The organism is Pseudomonas sp. SF2, from assembly GCF_036858055.1.
In the GTDB taxonomy this organism is placed as follows: Bacteria; Pseudomonadota; Gammaproteobacteria; order Pseudomonadales; family Pseudomonadaceae; genus Aquipseudomonas.
Map to the genome: position 1 here is coordinate 1 of NZ_JAMBDI010000025.1, position 16,299 is coordinate 16,299.

16 protein-coding genes are annotated in these 16,299 nt (G+C 64.5%); 3 read left to right on the forward strand and 13 right to left on the reverse strand.

Annotation, left to right across the window (positions count from 1 at the left end):
• Positions 1-75 precede the first annotated feature (75 nt).
• From M2S36_RS15785 to plsB, 3 genes are all read right to left on the reverse strand, one after another.
• The gene (locus tag M2S36_RS15785) at positions 76-765 is read right to left on the reverse strand and encodes a DUF4197 domain-containing protein (RefSeq protein WP_028699975.1); all 690 of its coding nucleotides are present in this window, start codon (positions 763-765) and stop codon (positions 76-78) included.
• Positions 766-798: 33 nt separating this feature from the next.
• Positions 799-1,197 (reverse strand): YbaY family lipoprotein, encoded by a 399-nt coding sequence (locus M2S36_RS15790; protein ID WP_087501379.1) that lies wholly within the window; start codon positions 1,195-1,197, stop codon positions 799-801.
• Between the two features lie 76 nt (positions 1,198-1,273).
• A complete protein-coding gene (gene plsB, locus M2S36_RS15795; RefSeq protein ID WP_333957437.1) occupies positions 1,274-3,760 on the reverse strand; it encodes a glycerol-3-phosphate 1-O-acyltransferase PlsB in 2,487 nt (828 codons plus the stop codon).
• Positions 3,761-3,993: 233 nt separating this feature from the next.
• Here plsB and M2S36_RS15800 point away from each other — a divergent pair, with 233 nt between their 5' ends.
• Positions 3,994-4,203, forward strand: coding sequence for a cold-shock protein (locus M2S36_RS15800; RefSeq protein ID WP_003252255.1), 210 nt, complete (start codon positions 3,994-3,996; stop codon positions 4,201-4,203).
• A gap of 122 nt (positions 4,204-4,325) precedes the next feature.
• On the opposite strand, the gene M2S36_RS15805 is transcribed toward M2S36_RS15800, so the two are convergent.
• The 4 genes from M2S36_RS15805 to M2S36_RS15820 form a co-directional block, all read right to left on the reverse strand.
• Positions 4,326-4,700 (reverse strand): hypothetical protein, encoded by a 375-nt coding sequence (locus M2S36_RS15805; RefSeq protein WP_063911497.1) that lies wholly within the window; start codon positions 4,698-4,700, stop codon positions 4,326-4,328.
• A 17-nt stretch (positions 4,701-4,717) separates the two neighbouring features.
• Positions 4,718-5,530, reverse strand: a complete 813-nt coding sequence (locus tag M2S36_RS15810; RefSeq protein ID WP_182329135.1) for a putative RNA methyltransferase — start codon at positions 5,528-5,530, stop codon at positions 4,718-4,720.
• Complete coding sequence (dapE, locus tag M2S36_RS15815) at positions 5,530-6,681, reverse strand: succinyl-diaminopimelate desuccinylase (RefSeq protein ID WP_013971240.1); 1,152 nt, start codon at positions 6,679-6,681, stop codon at positions 5,530-5,532. The genes M2S36_RS15810 and dapE overlap by 1 nt, the downstream gene beginning before the upstream one ends.
• Before the next feature lie 195 nt (positions 6,682-6,876).
• Positions 6,877-9,468, reverse strand: coding sequence for a glycosyltransferase (locus M2S36_RS15820; RefSeq protein WP_207829472.1), 2,592 nt, complete (start codon positions 9,466-9,468; stop codon positions 6,877-6,879).
• A 119-nt stretch (positions 9,469-9,587) separates the two neighbouring features.
• Here M2S36_RS15820 and tcdA point away from each other — a divergent pair, with 119 nt between their 5' ends.
• Positions 9,588-10,397 carry a tRNA cyclic N6-threonylcarbamoyladenosine(37) synthase TcdA gene (gene tcdA, locus M2S36_RS15825; protein WP_166674220.1) on the forward strand — a complete coding sequence of 270 codons (810 nt, stop codon included), beginning with the start codon at positions 9,588-9,590 and terminating at the stop codon, positions 10,395-10,397.
• Positions 10,398-10,508: 111 nt separating this feature from the next.
• On the opposite strand, the gene M2S36_RS15830 is transcribed toward tcdA, so the two are convergent.
• The 6 genes from M2S36_RS15830 to M2S36_RS15855 all read right to left on the reverse strand — a co-directional run bounded on the left by M2S36_RS15830 (position 10,509) and on the right by M2S36_RS15855 (position 14,368).
• Positions 10,509-10,919 carry a SufE family protein gene (locus tag M2S36_RS15830; protein WP_333957444.1) on the reverse strand — a complete coding sequence of 137 codons (411 nt, stop codon included), beginning with the start codon at positions 10,917-10,919 and terminating at the stop codon, positions 10,509-10,511.
• Positions 10,916-12,121, reverse strand: coding sequence for a cysteine desulfurase (locus tag M2S36_RS15835; RefSeq protein WP_207829465.1), 1,206 nt, complete (start codon positions 12,119-12,121; stop codon positions 10,916-10,918). Before M2S36_RS15835 ends, M2S36_RS15830 begins: the two co-directional genes overlap by 4 nt.
• Positions 12,122-12,241: 120 nt before the next feature.
• Entirely contained in the window at positions 12,242-13,276 is a 1,035-nt protein-coding gene (dapD, locus tag M2S36_RS15840) for a 2,3,4,5-tetrahydropyridine-2,6-dicarboxylate N-succinyltransferase (RefSeq protein ID WP_063911503.1), read from the reverse strand.
• A gap of 31 nt (positions 13,277-13,307) precedes the next feature.
• On the reverse strand, positions 13,308-13,655 hold the full coding sequence (locus tag M2S36_RS15845; protein ID WP_075043977.1) for an ArsC family reductase: 348 nt from the start codon (positions 13,653-13,655) through the stop codon (positions 13,308-13,310).
• A gap of 126 nt (positions 13,656-13,781) precedes the next feature.
• Complete coding sequence (gene graA / locus M2S36_RS15850; RefSeq protein ID WP_207829464.1) at positions 13,782-14,081, reverse strand: type II toxin-antitoxin system antitoxin GraA; 300 nt, start codon at positions 14,079-14,081, stop codon at positions 13,782-13,784.
• An 8-nt stretch (positions 14,082-14,089) separates the two neighbouring features.
• A complete protein-coding gene (locus tag M2S36_RS15855; protein ID WP_082810539.1) occupies positions 14,090-14,368 on the reverse strand; it encodes a type II toxin-antitoxin system RelE/ParE family toxin in 279 nt (92 codons plus the stop codon).
• Between the two features lie 246 nt (positions 14,369-14,614).
• On the opposite strand from M2S36_RS15855, the gene M2S36_RS15860 reads away from it, so the two are divergent.
• Complete coding sequence (locus M2S36_RS15860; RefSeq protein ID WP_207829462.1) at positions 14,615-16,261, forward strand: Na+/H+ antiporter; 1,647 nt, start codon at positions 14,615-14,617, stop codon at positions 16,259-16,261.
• Positions 16,262-16,299: the final 38 nt, after the last annotated feature.

Consider the following 16,299-nt stretch of genomic DNA (forward strand, 5'->3'; position numbering starts at 1 on the left):
CAACATCAGGGGCGCAGTTCAGGGTGTAGGAGCGGCCTTGTGTCGCGATGGGCTGCAAAGCAGCCCCCAGGGCCCTCAGAGGGCGCCGAAAACCTTCTTGGCCAGGCTGGTGGCCGCTTCAGCCGGGTTCTGGCGAATGCTCTGCTCCTGCTTGCCGATCATCTCGAACAGGCCATCCAGTGCCTTTTCAGTCACGTAGTTCTCGATGCTGGCGCTCTTGGCATCGACCACACCCAACGCCACGGCCTGCCCGGCAAAGTTGTTGTACTGCTGAGCCAGGCCAACCTTGTCGGTAGCCTGCTTGACGATCGGCAGGAACTTGGCGCGGATCTGCTCGCGGCTGCTCTTGTTCAGGTACTGGGTGGCCGAGTCGTCACCGCCGCTGAGAATGCCCTTGGCATCGGTCACGCTCATGTTCTTCACGGCATCCACGAGAATCGCCTGGGCCTGCGGCACGGCAGCCTCGGCGGCCTTGTTCATGCTGGTTTCCAGGGCTTCGACCTGTTCACCTTTGCCGAACATCTTCATCGCCTTGGCGGCCTTGCCCAGGTTGCCAGGCAGTTCGATGCGCACGTCCGGGTTGTTGCTGAAGCCGCCCGGGGTGCTCAGTTGCTTGACGGCCAGTTGTGCGCCCTGGGTCAGGGCATCTTTCAGGCCGCCGGTGGCGTCTTTCTGGGTCAGGTCGCCCAGCGACAGGGCCAGGGCGCTGGCCGACAGCAGCAGGCCGGCGCACAGAGTGGTGAAGCGCAGGGAGGTGCGGATCATGAAGCTTTCCTTGTAAACAGATGAATACGGGTATCAGCGGACCGGATCGACCTTGATCCGCACAGGCTGTGGGTCACTGCCGTCGAGCATGACGCCGTGGTGTTCGGTGTTGATGAACAGCAGCTTGCCGTCCAGCTCGATGCGCGCGCTTACCGCATAGCGGTGGCCGGGCTTGACCTGGGCCGGGTCGTAGGTGAGGTGGAATGGCAGCGGTACGTTGCCTTTGACCGGGCCGGCCTGGCGGGCCAGGGTCACGGCAGGGGCATCCATCAGCGAAACATCCTGCAGTTCCACGCTCAAGGTAGCGGCAGGCGGCAGGGCAATACGCTGCAGGTAGAAGACTTCACCGTCCAGGCTGGCCTGGGTGGATGGGGTTTGGCTGGAGCAGGCTGCGAGCAAGGATGCGCAACACAGCATAAAGAGCTTTTTCATGGGGTCTCCGGTGTCCTTGGAGCTGGCTTGTGGCCAACCCCAGGGACTTTAGCGGATTTCCCCGGCTGATAAAGCCTCAGATGGTGGAAGTTTCCAGGCCGTCTTCACGGTGCAATGCCACCTGGCGGATCGACAGGCGTAGTTCGGCCGACAGCACGCGCTTGGCCACGCCTTCAGCCAGCTCGCCCAGCTTGTCGTGATAACCCAGCTTGCCCTGGGCATCTGCATGCAGCACGCCTTGCTCGACCAGGGTCTGGATGAAGTGGCGGAACAGGGTCTTGTCGAAGAACTCCGGGGCGTTCAGGCCGTGCAGGATCGACAGACGCTGGGCCATCATCACGCACAGGTCTTCCAGTTCTTCGGCGCTGAGGCTGTTCTGCCCACTGTTCAGCAGCAGTGAGGTGGCCATGTAGAAGCGCTGCAGGGTCTGGGTGATGGTGCGGGCGAGCAGGGTCAGCAACACGAACTGCCGCGAGCTGGGCGCCGGGCGAATGTAAGTGTCGTCGTCCTGGCGCAGCAGCCCTTGCTCGACCAGCGCTGCCAGCCATTGGTCAATCACCGCGTCCAGTTGCTCCGGCGCCCAGCGCAGGAACAGTTCGGCCTGCAGGTAGGGGTACAGCGCGTGCACATACTGCCCCAGCAGTTCGCGGCTCATGCGCGAGCTGCTGAGGAAGAAGCTGGCCAGCAGCGCTGGCAGGGCGAAGATGTGCAGCACGTTGTTGCGGTAATAGGTCATCAGTACCGCATTGCCTTCATCCAGGTACAGGATGCGGCCCAGGGCGTCCTTCTGCTCGGCCACCAGGTTCATGCTGCGCACGTGTTCGATCAGCGCCTGGCCGTCGCCGTCGGGCAGGGTGGTGTGCGGCGAGTAGGGCACCTGGCGCAGCAAGGCCAGGTACAGGTCGAGTACGCGGGTCAGGGCGCGTTCGTCCAGGGCCAGGCGGCTGGTGGACAGCAGCGCCAGGGCCACCAGGTTGACCGGGTTGATCGCGGCCGCCTCGTTGAGATGGCGGGCCACGGTTTCGCCCAGGCGGGTGGTGGTGGCGTTGAGCCAGTCCGGGCGGTATTGCGGGCCGTGGTCCTGTTCACGCCAGCCGGGCTGTTGCTGGTCGAGGAAGCCGGCCAGGCGGATCGGTTCGCCGAAGTTCACGTATACCTGGCCAAAGCGCTGCTTGAGCGCCCCGAACACCTTGAAGATGTCGAAGATCGACTCCTTCTTCTTGCTGGCACCGCGCAGCTCGCCCAGGTAGGTGCGGCCTTCGAGCACGCGCTCGTAGCCGATGTACACCGGCACGAACACGATCGGCGTGCGCGACGAGCGCAGGAAGCTGCGCAGGGTAATGGCCAGCATCCCGGTGCGTGGCTGCAGCATGCGCCCGGTGCGCGAGCGACCGCCTTCGACGAAGTACTCGACCGGAAAGCCCTTGGTGTACAGGGTGTGCAGGTATTCGTTGAACACCGCGGTGTACAACGGGTTGCCCTTGAACGTGCGGCGCATGAAGAAGGCGCCGCCACGGCGCAGCAGGTTACCCACCAACGGCATGTTGAGGTTGATGCCCGCGGCCACGTGCGGCGGGGTCAGGCCGTTGCGGAACAGCAGGTACGAAAGCAGCAGGTAGTCGATGTGACTGCGGTGGCACGGTACGTAGATCACTTCGTGGCCGGGTGCGATGCCCTGCACCTGCTCGATGTGGTTGACCTTGATGCCGTCGTAGATCTTGTTCCAGAACCAGCTCAGCACCACTTCGAGGAAGCGGATGGCGGTGTAGGTGTAGTCCGAGGCGATCTCGTTGCCATAGCGCAGAGCCTGGGCTTCGGCCTTGGCCTGCGGCAGGTTTTCGCGCTGCGCCTCATCGACGATGGCCTGTCGCACCTGGGGCGCGTGGATCAGGCCCTTGACCAGGTTGCGCCGGTGCGAGATGTCCGGGCCGATGACAGCGGTCTTGAGGTTGCGAAAATGCACGCGCATCAGGCGCTGGGCCATGCGCACGGTGCGCTCGTGGCCCTTGTTGTGCTGCACCAGTTCGCGCAGGTGGATGGGGGCGGAGAACTGCACCCGGGTCTTGCGCCCGAGGATCAGCACGGTCAGCAGCCGGCGCAGGCGCCCGGTAACCGCCCAGCTGTCGGCGAACAGCAGCTTCCACGGGCTGGATTCACTGGCCGGGGTCTGGCCCCAGAACACACTGACCGGAATGATCTGCGAATCCTCTTCGGCATGCTGGCTGACGGCGGCGACCAGACGCTCCAGGGTGGGCGGGGCGCCGCGCTTGTCGTGGCGGCCGAGCCAGTCCGGGTCCGGGGTCAGGTAAAAGAAGGCAGCCGGTTCCTGCAGCGGGCCAACCGCCACCGGCAGCACCGGGCGCGGCAGGCCCGCCTTGGTGCATTCATGGTCGAGCACGGCCAGGTCGGTGAGCGCGGGCGTGGGCAGGGCATAGAACACCGGGCGGCTGCGGTCGAGCTTGAGGGTCAGGGAGGACTGGTTGATGGTCTCGGAGCGCACCCACAGGTACAACAGGCGACGCAGGGCGCCGAAGATCAGGCGGCGCAGGGGGGAACGGGTCATGGGGTGTGTGCCCTGGGAGTGATGTTCAGGTGGGTATTCAGCCAATTAGTCTGCCGTATCCGCGCAAGTTCAGCAAAAATCGCCGAACGGCGCGACAGTCATCAAATTTTTTTGTTCTGTGTCATATACTCGGCCTGCCACTTGCAAGATATTTACGCAAGCGGCGTCGACACAGGGAACAGACCCCTGTGTCTACAAGGCGATCTTCACAATAAAAATCCGGAGTAGTTCAGATGTCGTCTCGTGAGACTGGGAATGTAAAGTGGTTCAACGATGCCAAGGGTTACGGCTTCATTCAGCGCGAAGGTGGTGCGGATGTGTTCGTCCACTATCGGGCGATCCGCGGTGAGGGGCATCGTACCCTGGTCGAAGGACAGCGGGTGGAATACGCCTGCGTGCAGGGCCAGAAAGGCCTGCAAGCCGAGGACGTAGTGGGCCTCTGAGCCTCATGCTGTAAGGCTCGTTGTGGGAGCTGGCTTGCCGGCGATCACCGGCGAAGCCGGTGCCAGGCACCGTGTTGCCTGCATCGGCGGCAAGCCGGGCTCCCACAAAGAATGCAGTGCATTCAGGTGCGCCAGGTGATTTCCTCTTCACCGTCGGCGCTGATGCGGACCCAGCGGTCGGCATCTTCTTCTCCATCTTCTTCCACCCAGCCACCCGGCGCGCAGCGCACTTCCACGCCCAGTGCGGCAAATGCGGCGCGGGCGCAGGCGACGTCATCGGCCCATGGCGTCTGGTCGCTTTCCAGGTACAGGCTGTTCCATTTCCCTACAGCCTTGGGTAGCCAGGTGACCGGAATGTTACCGGCCTGGCATTTGAAGGTATGGCCTTTCTGCTTCCATTCGCTGCACGGGCCGATCGCCTGGGCGAGCCACTCGGCAATCTGCTTGTGGTCGACGTCGGTGTCCTTCAGGTAGATCTCGATATCAGGTTGGCGCATAAGGGCTCCGGGTGTGCTCAGTCTTGGCGCACGAAATAGTCATAACGCATGGAAACCGTGACCTCGAACGGCTCGGGCTGGTCGATCACCCGGGCACGCTTTTCGGCACTGGCACGCCAGCCGTGCGGGGTCATGGCCAGCAGGTCGGCGCGGGCCTTGGGCGCGGCCAGGCTCAGGCGGAACTCCAGGGTTTCGCTGTGGGCATGGGCCATGCCTTCGGGGACCAGGGCCAGGTGTTTGTCGTCGGCGTAAGGGCGTACTTCATCGTAGAGCACTTCGCGCAATTCCATCAGGTGGCCGCTGGTGGGGCCGACCCGCATCAGGCCGCCGCCGGGGCTGAGCAGGCGCTTGGCCTCGGCCCAGTCCAGCGGGCTGAACACGCTGGCGATGAACTGGCAGCTGGCGTCGGCAAGCGGCACGCGGGCCATGCTGGCGACCATCCAGGTGACCTCGGGCGCGCGGCGGCAGGCACGCTTGACCGCCTCGCGGGAGATGTCCAGGGCGTAACCGTCGGCGGCCGGCAGGGCCTGGGCGATCTGCGCGGTGTAGTAACCCTCGCCACAGCCGATGTCCAGCCAGGCACCGGGCTGGCGCTCGGCGGCCAGCTCGGCCAGGCGGCGCGCCACCGGCGCGTAGTGGCCGGCGTCGAGGAAGTCGCGGCGGGCTTCGACCATGGCCTGGTTGTCACCCGGGTCGCGGCTGTTCTTGTGCTGCACCGGCAGCAGGTTCAGGTAACCCTGGCGGGCGCGGTCGAAGCGGTGGCCGGCCGGGCACACCACCCCGTTGTCGAGCCGGCTCAGCGGCGCCTGGCAAAGAGGGCAGGTGAGCATCAGGCGAGCAACCGGACCAGGGTCTGGTAGTAGATTTCGGTCAGCAGGTCGAGGTCGCTGGCCAGGATCCGCTCATCCACCTGGTGGATGGTGGCGTTGACCGGGCCGAGTTCGACCACCTGGGTACCCATGGTGGCGATGAAACGGCCATCGGAGGTACCGCCGCTGGTGGACGGCTGGGTGTCGCGGCCGGTGACACCCTTGATGCTGGCCGAGACGGCGTCCAGCAATTCGCCCGGTTCGGTGAGAAACGGCAGGCCCGACAGCGCCCAGTCGATCGACCAGTCCAGTTCGTGCTTGTCGAGGATCGCCGACACCCGCGCCTGCAGGCCTTCGACGGTCGACTCGGTGGAGAAACGGAAGTTGAACAGTGCGGTCAGCTCGCCCGGGACCACATTGGTGGCGCCGGTGCCGGAATTGAGGTTGGAGATCTGGAAGCTGGTCGGCGGGAAGAACGCATTGCCTTCGTCCCAGTGCTCGGCCGCCAGTTCCGCCAGGGCCGGCGCGGCCAGGTGGATCGGGTTGCGCGCCAGGTGCGGGTAGGCCACATGGCCCTGCTTGCCGCGCACGGTCAGCTTGGCGCCCAGCGAGCCACGGCGGCCGTTCTTGACCACGTCACCCAGCAGGGTGGTGCTGGAGGGTTCGCCGACGATGCACCAGTCCAGGCGTTCGTTGCGTGCTTTCAGGCGCTCGACCACGGCCTTGGTGCCATGGTGGGCCGGGCCTTCCTCGTCGCTGGTGATCAGGAACGCGACCTTGCCGCGGTGGTCCGGGTAGTCCTGCACGAAGCGCTCGCTGGCGATCACCATGGAGGCCAGGCTGCCTTTCATGTCGGCGGCGCCACGGCCGCAGAGCATGCCGTCGGCGTCGATCAGCGCTTCGAACGGCTCATGCTGCCATTGCTGCACCGGGCCGGTGGGGACCACGTCGGTGTGGCCGGCGAAGCACAGCACCGGGCCGTCCTGGCTGCCGTGGGTGGCCCAGAAGTTGTCGACGTCCTCGATGCGCATCGGTTCGAGCTGGAAGCCCACGGCGCCCAGGCGGTTCATCATCTGCGCCTGGCAGTCGGCGTCGACGGGGGTGACCGAGGGGCGACGGATCAGGTCGCAGGCCAGTTGAAGGGTAGGCGAGAGCTCGGCTGGGGCCGTCATGGGGGACTCCGGGGCAAGGCGGGAAATCTGAGGGGCGTTATCTTATATCAAACCGATGGGCCATTGGGGCCGCTTTGCGGCCCTGTCGCGACACAAGGCCGCTCCCACAGGATCACCACAGCCCATCAGGCGTGTGCAATATCTGTGGGAGCGGCCTTGTGTCGCGACAGGGGCGCAAAGCGCCCCTCCAGGATCTCAAGCCTGTTGCGGTTCGGCAGCCTTTTCTACGGGCTTGGGCAGCGACGACAGGAAGGCCATCACCAGCGCCGCCACATAAGGCAACGACTGCACCAGCAACATCGCCACCCAGAATCGCATGTCCGAACTCGGCAGCCCCTGTACCAGGTAGATGCCCAGCGCCGCGCCCCACAGCAGCAACATGATGAACAGCTCTTCCCGCGCTTCGGAAATCGCCACCAGCAGCCCGTGGCTGTCGGCGTTCTTCGGTGTGCGGAAGAACGGCATGCTGCTGGTGAAGAACCCGTACAGCACCGCCTTGGCGATGGTATGCGACAGCGCCAGCCCCGCCAGCGCCGCAGCAAAGGCATCCTTCAGGTTCACCCCCACCGCGCGGCGGTAGAGGAAGACGATCTTGCCGACCTTGAAGAAGAACAGCGCCAGCGGTGGAATGGCAAAGATCATCAACGGCGGGTCGACCCGGTGCGGCACGATGATCATCGCCGCCGACCACAGCAGCGCGCCGATGGTGAAGAAGATGTTCATGCCATCGGCGATCCACGGCAGCCAGCCGGCCAGGAAGTGGTAGCGCTGGCCGCGGGTCAGCTCGCTGCCCTTGCCGCGCAGCAGGGCGCTGGCGTGGTGCTTGATGATCTGGATGGCGCCGTAGGCCCAGCGGAAACGTTGCTTCTTGAAGTCGATGAAGGTATCGGGCATCAGGCCCTTGCCGTAGCTGTTGTGGGCGTAGGCGGCCGACAGGCCTTTCTCGAACACCCGCAAGCCCAGTTCGGCGTCCTCGCAGATGCACCACTCGGCCCAGCCCAGCTCTTCCAGCACGCTGCGCCGGGTCATGGTCATGGTGCCGTGCTGGATGATCGCGTCACGGTCGTTGCGGGTGACCATGCCGATGTGGAAGAAGCCCTTGTACTCGCTGTAGCACAGCTTCTTGAAGGCGCTTTCGTGCTGGTCGCGGTAGTCCTGCGGCGACTGCACCACGGCAATTTTCGGGTCAGCGAAGTGCGGCACCATGTGCTTGAGCCAGTTGCGATCGACGCAGTAGTCCGAGTCGATCACCGCGATCACTTCGGCGTCCTTGGCGGTATGCGGGATCAGGTAGTTCAGCGCGCCGCCCTTGAAGCCGGCCAGGGGCGCGACGTGGAAGAACCTGAAGCGCTCGCCGAGCTTCTCGCAATGGGCCTTGAGGGGCTCCCACACGGCCGGGTCCTTGGTGTTGTTGTCGATCACCAGCACTTCGTAGTCGGGGTAGTCCAGCGCAGCCAGGGCATCGAGGGTCTGTTTCACCATCTCGGGCGGTTCGTTGTAGCACGGCACATGCACCGATACCTTGGGCCGGTAGGCGCTGTCGGCCTGCACCGGCAGGAACTCGCGCCGGCGCTTGTGTATCCATACCGCCTCGGCCAGTTCGTGGGCCTCGGTCAGCAGCACGATGAACACGCCCAGCGCGCCGAGGGCCAGCAGCACGCCCACGGTCAGGCTGAACCAGGTGCTGTATTGCTGGCTGTAGTCGTAGGCGATCCAAACCAGCACCGACCCGCACAGGAAGGTGATGAAGGTCAGGAAGGTGCGGCCGCGCTGGCGCAGGGCCGAACCGTCGATGAACAACACCATCAGGGCAATCATCGCCAGCACCACCGAGGCCACCGCCAGGGCACGCCACTGCGGGATGGCCACTACCGGGCCGTCGAAGTTGAATTTCTGCTGGCGTTCGGCGTTGTACACGCCCCAGTAGGCGCCCACCGAGCCTTCGTCGCTGGCCTTCCACGGCTGGTCGTAGGCTTCGATGACGAAATAGTTGTAACCACGGCGATTGAGGGTGTTGACCAAGGTGCGCAGGTAGATGGCCTGGTCGGCCTGGGTGGCATCGGCACCGCCGCGCATGCGGCCGTTGCTCGGCCAGCCGACTTCCGAGAGCAGCAGGGGTTTGCGCGGGAACTGGTGTTTCAGCTCGCGGGCGCGGTCGAGTACGAACTCGACCGAGTCCTTCATCGGCACGAACTCCCAGTACGGCAGGATGTGCGCGGCAATCAGGTCGACGTGCTTGGCCAGCTGCGGGTTTTCCTTCCAGATGTGCCATTGCTCGCTGGTGGTCACTGGCACCTTGACGGCTGCGCGTACCCGGTCCAGGTATTTGATCAGGTTTTCCGGAGTGACTTCTTCACGGAACAGCGCCTCGTTGCCGACCACCACCCGCACCACGCTGCGCGACGTGTTGGCCAGCTGGATGGCCGTGGCGATTTCGCGCTCGTTGCGCTCCAGGTCCGGGCTGATCCAGATGCCCAGCGTTACCCGCAGGCCGAATTCCTCGGCCAGGCGCGGGATATCCGCCTGGGTGCCCTCCACGGTGTAGATACGGATGCTGTCGGTCAGTTTGCTCAACTGCTCCAGGTCCTGGCGCATCTCGTCGTCACTGGGGTACTGGCCCTTCTGCGGGCTTTCGCCAAGGCGGAACGGTGAATAGGAGAAGCCAGAGATCTGTTCTGGCCAGGCGGGGGCGGAAACCGGGCGGTTGATCAGCGCCCAGAACCCGGTGAACAACGCGGCGATGGCCAGGACCACAACCAGGTTCAGGCCGAATTTACGTGAAGACATTGTCGTCCATTTGTGTCGAAGTGATAGGACATTAAAGCAGGGTTGGTAGTGTCTTTCCTAACGATGCAGGCCATGGGCCCGCTGGCATATAATGCGCGCCGGTTTTTTGGGGTATGAGCATGAGCACAGAAGATCCACGCTTCGCCGGCGTTGCCCGGCTGTATGGCGACCAGGGGTTGCACCGTCTGGGCCAGGCCCACGTGGCCGTGGTCGGTATTGGCGGGGTAGGCTCGTGGGCGGCGGAAGCGCTGGCCCGCAGTGGCGTGGGCGAGATCACCCTGTTTGACCTCGACGACGTGTGCGTCAGCAACACCAACCGCCAGGCCCATGCCCTGGAAGGGCAGGTGGGGCGGCCCAAGGTCGAGGTCATGGCCGAGCGCCTGCGGGCGATCAACCCGGCGTGCACGGTGCATGCCGTGGCCGACTTCGTTACCCGCGACACCATGGTCGAGTACATCACCGAGAACCTCGATTGTGTGATCGACTGCATCGACAGCGTCATGGCCAAGGCGGCACTGATCGCCTGGTGCCGGCGGCGCAAGATTGCCATCGTCACCACGGGTGGCGCCGGCGGGCAGATCGACCCGACACAGATCCAGATCGCCGACCTGAACAAGACCTTCAACGACCCGCTGGCCTCGCGGGTGCGTTCCACCCTGCGCCGCGACTACAACTTCTCGCGCAATGTCAGCCGCAACTATGGCGTGCCCTGCGTGTTCTCCAGCGAACAGCTGCGCTACCCCAAGGGCGATGGCAGCGTTTGCCTGCAGAAAAGCTTCGTGGGCGAAGGCGTGCGCCTGGACTGCTCGGGTGGCTTTGGCGCGGTGATGATGGTGACCGCGACCTTTGGCATGGTGGCGGCGAGCAAGGCGGTGGAAAAACTGGTGGCGGGGGCGCGGCGGCCTTCGGAGCGGGTCAAGCCTGAATAGACTGCGTGGGCTTCTTCGCGGGTAAACCCGCTCCCACAGGTACTACATCTCTCTCAGGAAAGGTGAGGATCCTGTAGGAGCGGGTTCACCCGCGAAGAAGCCAGCACCGATTTAGCGGGGAGACGCCAGCTCCGCCATCCGCTGCAACACCGCATGCAGCCCATTGCTGCGCGAAGGCGACAGTTGGCGCTCCAGCCCTAGCTGAGTGAACCACTCCCGCAGATCGAGCCCGGCCAGTTCCTCATTGGCCAACCCTTGCACCCGCACCAGCAACAACGCCAACAGCCCACGCAACAAGCGCGCATCGCTACTGGCCTTGAAGCGCCATACCCCTTCAACCTGCTCGGCCACCAGCCATACCAGGCTTTCGCAGCCATGCACCCGGTTGGCCTCGGTCTTTTCGGTGTCAGCCAGCGGTTCCAGCCGGTCGCCCCACTGCATCAGCAGCCGCGCACGCTGTTCCCAGCCCTTGCCCTGCTCGAAAGCTTCCAGCGCCTGGCGCGCCTGATCCGGCAGGGTCATCGCAACAGCTCCAGGCCCTGGTCCAGTGCCTCGAAGAAACGCTGCAAGTCATCGCTGTCGTTATACAGCCCCAAGGACACGCGGATCGCGCCCTCCAGGCCCAGGCCCTTCAGCAGCGGCATGGCACAGTGGTGCCCGGCACGCACGGCAATGCCTTGCTCGGTCAGCAGGTGGGCGATGTCGGCGTTGTGCACGCCTTCGATGACGAAACTGGCAAGGGCCGCCTGTGGCGTGCCGAGGATGCGTACACCATCGCGGTCTGTCAGGCCACGCAGCAGGTGCTGGTGCAGGCTGGCTTCATGGGTTTCGAGCGCCTGAGCATCGAGGCTGGCCAGGTAGTCCAGGGTTGCCCCCAGGCCGATCACCCCGGCGATCGGCGGCGTGCCTGCCTCGAAACCCAGTGGCGCCGGGCGGAAGCTGGCGCTGTGGTACTCGGCCAGTTGCACCATCTCGCCGCCGAACTGCCAGTGCTGCAGCAGTTCCAGTGCCTGGCTGCGGCCGTACAGCACGCCAACGCCTTCCGGGCCGTACAGCTTGTGGCTGGAGAACACATAGAAGTCGCAGCCAAGCTGCTGCACATCGTGGCGGCCGTGCACCACGCCCTGGGCACCGTCGACCACGCTCAGCGCGCCTTGGGCGCGGGCATGGGCCAGCAGCGCCGGCAGTGGCTGCCAGGTGCCCAGCACGTTGGACAGCTGGCTCACCGCCAGCACCCGGGTGCGTGGGCCGATCAGTTGCAGCGCCTGGTCCAGGTCGATGCGGCCATGGGCATCCAGCGGCAGCACCACCAGGCGCAGGTTGCGCCGGCGCGCCAGCTGTTGCCAGGGCAGCAGGTTGGCATGGTGTTCCAGGGCACTGACGGCAATTTCGTCACCGGCCTCGAAGCGGTGTTCCAGGCCATAGGCCAGCAGGTTCAGCGCCGAAGTGGCGCCGTGGGTGAAGATGATCTGCCGCGAGTCTGCCGCATTCAGCCAGGCGGCAACCTTGTCGCGGCTGGTTTCGAAGGCCTGGGTTGCCAGTGCGCCGGGCAAGTGCTGGGCTCGGTGCACGTTGGCTGCGCCATGGCCATAGTAATGGCTCAGGGCATCGAGCAGGGCTTGCGGCTTCTGGGTGGTGGCGGCGCTGTCCAGGTAGGTCTGGTGTTGCCGTTGCAGGGCGGCGATGGCGGGAAAATCGGCACGCCAGGGGGAGGGCTGGAACATGGTCACGGGGCCTGGAATGAAAATCGGGTCTGGCGTGGTGCCAGACCCGATCTTAACATTTCAAACGCTGAGAATCCGCTGTTGGCGAGCAAGCTCGCGCTTACAGGGGCTGAAGGATTCTCAGTTGTGCGCGTGCAGCGCCTCGTTCAGCTCGATGGCCGACTTGTGGGTCTTGCACTCCACCGCGCCGTTCAGCGAGTTGCGGCGGAACAGCAGGTCGGTCTGGCCGGCCAGGTCACGGGCCTTGACCACTTTGACCAGCTGGTTGTTCTCGTCCAGCAGGTTCACCTTGGTACCGGCGGTGATGTACAGGCCGGCTTCGACGGTGTTGCGGTCACCCAGCGGAATGCCGATACCGGCGTTGGCGCCGATCAGGCAGCCTTCGCCAACCTTGATGACGATGTTGCCGCCGCCGGACAGGGTGCCCATGGTCGAGCAGCCGCCGCCCAGGTCCGAGCCCTTGCCGACGAACACGCCAGCGGAAACGCGGCCTTCGATCATGCCCGGGCCTTCGGTGCCAGCGTTAAAGTTGACGAAGCCTTCGTGCATGATGGTGGTGCCTTCGCCGATGTAGGCGCCCAGGCGCACACGGGCGGTGTCGGCGATACGCACGCCGGCCGGGACCACGTAGTCGGTCATTTTCGGGAACTTGTCCACCGAGAACACTTCCAGCAGCTCGCCCTTCAGGCGCGCTTCCAGTTGCAGTTCGGCCAGTTCGGCCAGGTCGACCGCGCCCTGGTTGGTCCAGGCCACGTTCGGCAGCAGCGGGAAGATGCCGGCCAGGCTCAGGCCGTGCGGCTTGACCAGGCGGTGCGACAGCAGGTGCAGCTTGAGGTAGGCCTCTGGGGTCGAGGTCAGCGCGGCGTCTTCGGCCAGCAGGGTGGCGACCAGCGGCTTGTGGCTTTCAGCCAGGCGGGTCAGCAGGGCGGCCTGGGCGGCATCCACACCCTTCACGGCTTCGGCCAGTTGCGCGGCCTGGGCGTTGCTGAAGGCGATGGCCTGGTTGCCACCTTGGTAACCGAGAACAGGGGCTACCGCGGCGACCAGTTCGGCGCTCGGGTTGAGCAGCGGTTGTGCGTAGAACACTTCCAGCCAGGCGCCCTGGCGGTTCTGGGAGCCGACACCGAAGGCCAGGCTGAACAGGGTATTGGACATGTGATTACCTCGTGCGAAATAGGGTAGGGGCTCAGGCCAGGGCAGCGGCGTACAGGTCAGGCTTGAAGCCGACCAGGGTACGCGCGCCAAGGTCGAGCACCGGGCGCTTGATCATCGACGGCTGGGCCAGCATCAGCTCGACGGCCTTGGCCTGGTCGAGGTCGGCCTTGCTGGCGTCGTCCAGCTTGCGGAAGGTGGTGCCGGCACGGTTGAGGATGACTTCCCAGCCGTGTTCGTCGCACCAGCGGTTCAGGCTGTCACGGTCGATGCCTTGGGTCTTGTAGTCGTGGAATTCGTAGGCAATGGCCTGGTCTTCGAGCCAGGTACGTGCCTTCTTCATGGTGTCACAGGCTTTGATGCCGTAGAGCGTGTAGGTCATTGTGTGCATTGGGGATCACAGGCGGCCCCAACCTCTCCGTTTTCCGATTTCAGTCGCGGGATTATGCGGGAACGATCCTCGCGGCGCCACGCCCGTGGTGCCCATGTTTACTGATCAAGGTATGTCTCAAGCGACCAGGCGCTGTACCGAACCGATGATCTTGTCACCGTGTTGCTGTTCAGCGGTGCGCAGATCGAAGGCGGTCTGCAGGTTGAGCCAGAACTCGGGGGTGGTGTCCAGGCAGATGGACAGGCGCAGCGCCATGTCGGCGGAAACACCGCCCCGTTCACGCAGGATGTTGTTGACGGTTGGTGTGGCAACCCCTAGCGCCCGGGCCAGTGCCGCGGCGCTGAAACCCATCTCTTTCTGGAAGTCCTCACGCAGGACTTCTCCGGGATGAATCGGACGCATACCGTTCTTGAGCATGATGCACCTCAGTGGTAATCGACAATTTCAACGTTAATCGGCCCGTTGTCGGTCCAGATAAAGCACAGGCGCCATTGGTCATTGACACGGATACTGTGCTGGCCTGCTCGGTTGCCGCTCAATGCCTCGAGACGGTTGCCAGGTGGCGACCGAAGGTCTCGCAGCTCTGTTGCGGCATCGAGCATGGCCAGTTTGCGTTCCGCAACTGACTTGATATCTGACCAACGCCGTGTCTTTCCATGAGTAAAAAGTGCTTCCGTGTCGGCACAGCTAAAGCTTCGAATCATGAGGCTGAATGCTTAACGTTATTCGTTAAGGTTGATTATACGACGGGATCCCAGCAGTTCAAGCCTGACTAGCGCAAGATGCTCGCCAACGTCAGTCACGTGCTGGGTATCATCATGTTACATATTCATCCGCCACCTGCGACTATCGTGCAGCGGCCCCGAATCGCCCATCGCCGCTAACATATTGTTTCAATGGCGATGTTTCGCCTTGTTGTCGTTTCTGGTTCACAAAGGAAGCTTTCCCGGATGCAGTCCGCCTACACCGTCCTCATCCTGCTGACGCTGGTCAGCGTGTCGAAGCTGGTCGGCCGCATGATTCCGCTGCCCTTGCCGCTGGTACAGATCGCCGCCGGCGCCTTGCTCGCGTGGCCGACGCTGGGCCTGCATGTGGCCCTGGACCCCGAGTTGTTCCTGTTCCTGTTCCTGCCGCCGTTGCTGTTCGCCGACGGCTGGCGCATTCCCAAGCGCGAGTTGTGGCGCATTCGCGGGCCGGTGGTAGCGCTGGCCGTGGGCCTGGTGCTGTTTACCGTGGTCGGAGCCGGTTACTTCATTCACTGGCTGCTGCCGAGCATCCCGCTGCCAGTGGCCTTCGCCCTGGCTGCCGTGTTGTCGCCGACCGACGCCGTGGCGGTTTCGGCCATTACCCAGGACCGCCTGCCCACCCCGCTGATGCACATGCTCCAGGGCGAGGCCCTGATGAACGATGCCTCGGGCCTGGTGACCTTCAAGTTCGCCCTGGCAGCGGCGATCACCGGGGTATTCTCGCTGACCGACGCCAGCTTCAGCTTCGTTCTGGTCGCCCTGGGCGGCCTGGCGGTGGGTGTGGCCCTGAGCTGGTTGATCGGCCGCTTGCGCGCGTGGATGATCGCCCGCGGCTGGGACGACCCGGCCACCCACGTGGTGTTCATGTTACTGCTGCCGTTCGCTGCCTACGTACTGGCCGAGCGCCTGGGTGTGTCGGGCATTCTTTCGGCGGTGGCGGCCGGCATGATGCAGAGCTGGCTCGACCTGCTGCCACGGCAGACCAGTACGCGCCTGCTCAACCGCAGCGTGTGGTCGCTGCTGGAGTTCGCTTTCAACGGTCTGATCTTCCTGCTGCTGGGCCTGCAACTGCCGGACATCATCAAGGCCGTGGTCAGCCATGAACCCACCGTCTGGCCGACCCTGGCCTGGCGCTGCCTGGACGTGGTGGCGATCTTTGTGGCGCTGATCTTGCTGCGGTTCATCTGGGTGCAGAGCATCTGGCGCTCGATCGGTGTGGTACGCCGCTGGCGCGGCAAGCCGGCGCTGGTGCTGATGCCCACGGCGCGTTCCTGCTGGTTGCTGACCCTGGGCGGTGTGCGTGGTGCGGTCACCCTGGCCGGCGTGATGTCGATCCCGTTGCTGATGGGAGCAGGCAAGGCCTTCCCGGAGCGTGACCTGCTGATCTTCATTGCGGCCGGGGTGATCCTGCTGTCGTTGATCAGTGCCTGTATCGCGCTGCCGCTGCTGCTGCGCGGGGTGACCAAGAGCCCGGACGAGCGTTTGCACCAGGAAGTGCAGGAGGCCTGGCGGCGCACGGCCGAGGCGGCAATCCATGCGCTGGAGGCAGAGGAAGTGATCGACAGCAATGCGCCACAGGATGCCGCGCAGGCGACCTTGGCAACCGAGTTGAAGGCGCGCTTGATGGCTGAGTACCGGGATGAGCTGGACAGCTACAACGACAGCGCCGAGGCCAAGGCCCTGGCTGAACAGATGGATTTGCTGGAGCGGCGTTTGCGCCTGCGTGCGCTACGGGCTCAGCGGCTGGAGCTGTATGAGCTGCACCGCAAGCATCTGGTGGGGGATGAAGTGGTGCGGCAGGTGCTGGGGGAGCTGGATATGAGTGAGGCAAACCTAGGGTCGGTCAGGTAGACCGCAGGGGGCCGCTTCGCGGCCCTGTGGGAGCGGGT

Bases quoted from the DNA above. Each gene is read 5' to 3' on its own strand.
- M2S36_RS15800 (WP_003252255.1), top strand. From the start codon at position 3,994: ATGTCGTCTCGTGAGACTGGGAATGTAAAGTGGTTCAACGATGCCAAG.
- M2S36_RS15855 (WP_082810539.1), bottom strand. From the start codon at position 14,368: ATGATTCGAAGCTTTAGCTGTGCCGACACGGAAGCACTTTTTACTCAT.
- dapE (WP_013971240.1), bottom strand. From the start codon at position 6,681: ATGACGGCCCCAGCCGAGCTCTCGCCTACCCTTCAACTGGCCTGCGAC.
- M2S36_RS15805 (WP_063911497.1), bottom strand. From the start codon at position 4,700: ATGCGCCAACCTGATATCGAGATCTACCTGAAGGACACCGACGTCGAC.
- M2S36_RS15845 (WP_075043977.1), bottom strand. From the start codon at position 13,655: ATGACCTACACGCTCTACGGCATCAAAGCCTGTGACACCATGAAGAAG.
- plsB (WP_333957437.1), bottom strand. From the start codon at position 3,760: ATGACCCGTTCCCCCCTGCGCCGCCTGATCTTCGGCGCCCTGCGTCGC.
- dapD (WP_063911503.1), bottom strand. From the start codon at position 13,276: ATGTCCAATACCCTGTTCAGCCTGGCCTTCGGTGTCGGCTCCCAGAAC.
- M2S36_RS15820 (WP_207829472.1), bottom strand. From the start codon at position 9,468: ATGTCTTCACGTAAATTCGGCCTGAACCTGGTTGTGGTCCTGGCCATC.
- M2S36_RS15860 (WP_207829462.1), top strand. From the start codon at position 14,615: ATGCAGTCCGCCTACACCGTCCTCATCCTGCTGACGCTGGTCAGCGTG.
- tcdA (WP_166674220.1), top strand. From the start codon at position 9,588: ATGAGCACAGAAGATCCACGCTTCGCCGGCGTTGCCCGGCTGTATGGC.
- M2S36_RS15810 (WP_182329135.1), bottom strand. From the start codon at position 5,530: ATGCTCACCTGCCCTCTTTGCCAGGCGCCGCTGAGCCGGCTCGACAAC.
- M2S36_RS15830 (WP_333957444.1), bottom strand. From the start codon at position 10,919: ATGACCCTGCCGGATCAGGCGCGCCAGGCGCTGGAAGCTTTCGAGCAG.
- M2S36_RS15790 (WP_087501379.1), bottom strand. From the start codon at position 1,197: ATGAAAAAGCTCTTTATGCTGTGTTGCGCATCCTTGCTCGCAGCCTGC.
- M2S36_RS15785 (WP_028699975.1), bottom strand. From the start codon at position 765: ATGATCCGCACCTCCCTGCGCTTCACCACTCTGTGCGCCGGCCTGCTG.
- M2S36_RS15835 (WP_207829465.1), bottom strand. From the start codon at position 12,121: ATGTTCCAGCCCTCCCCCTGGCGTGCCGATTTTCCCGCCATCGCCGCC.
- graA (WP_207829464.1), bottom strand. From the start codon at position 14,081: ATGCTCAAGAACGGTATGCGTCCGATTCATCCCGGAGAAGTCCTGCGT.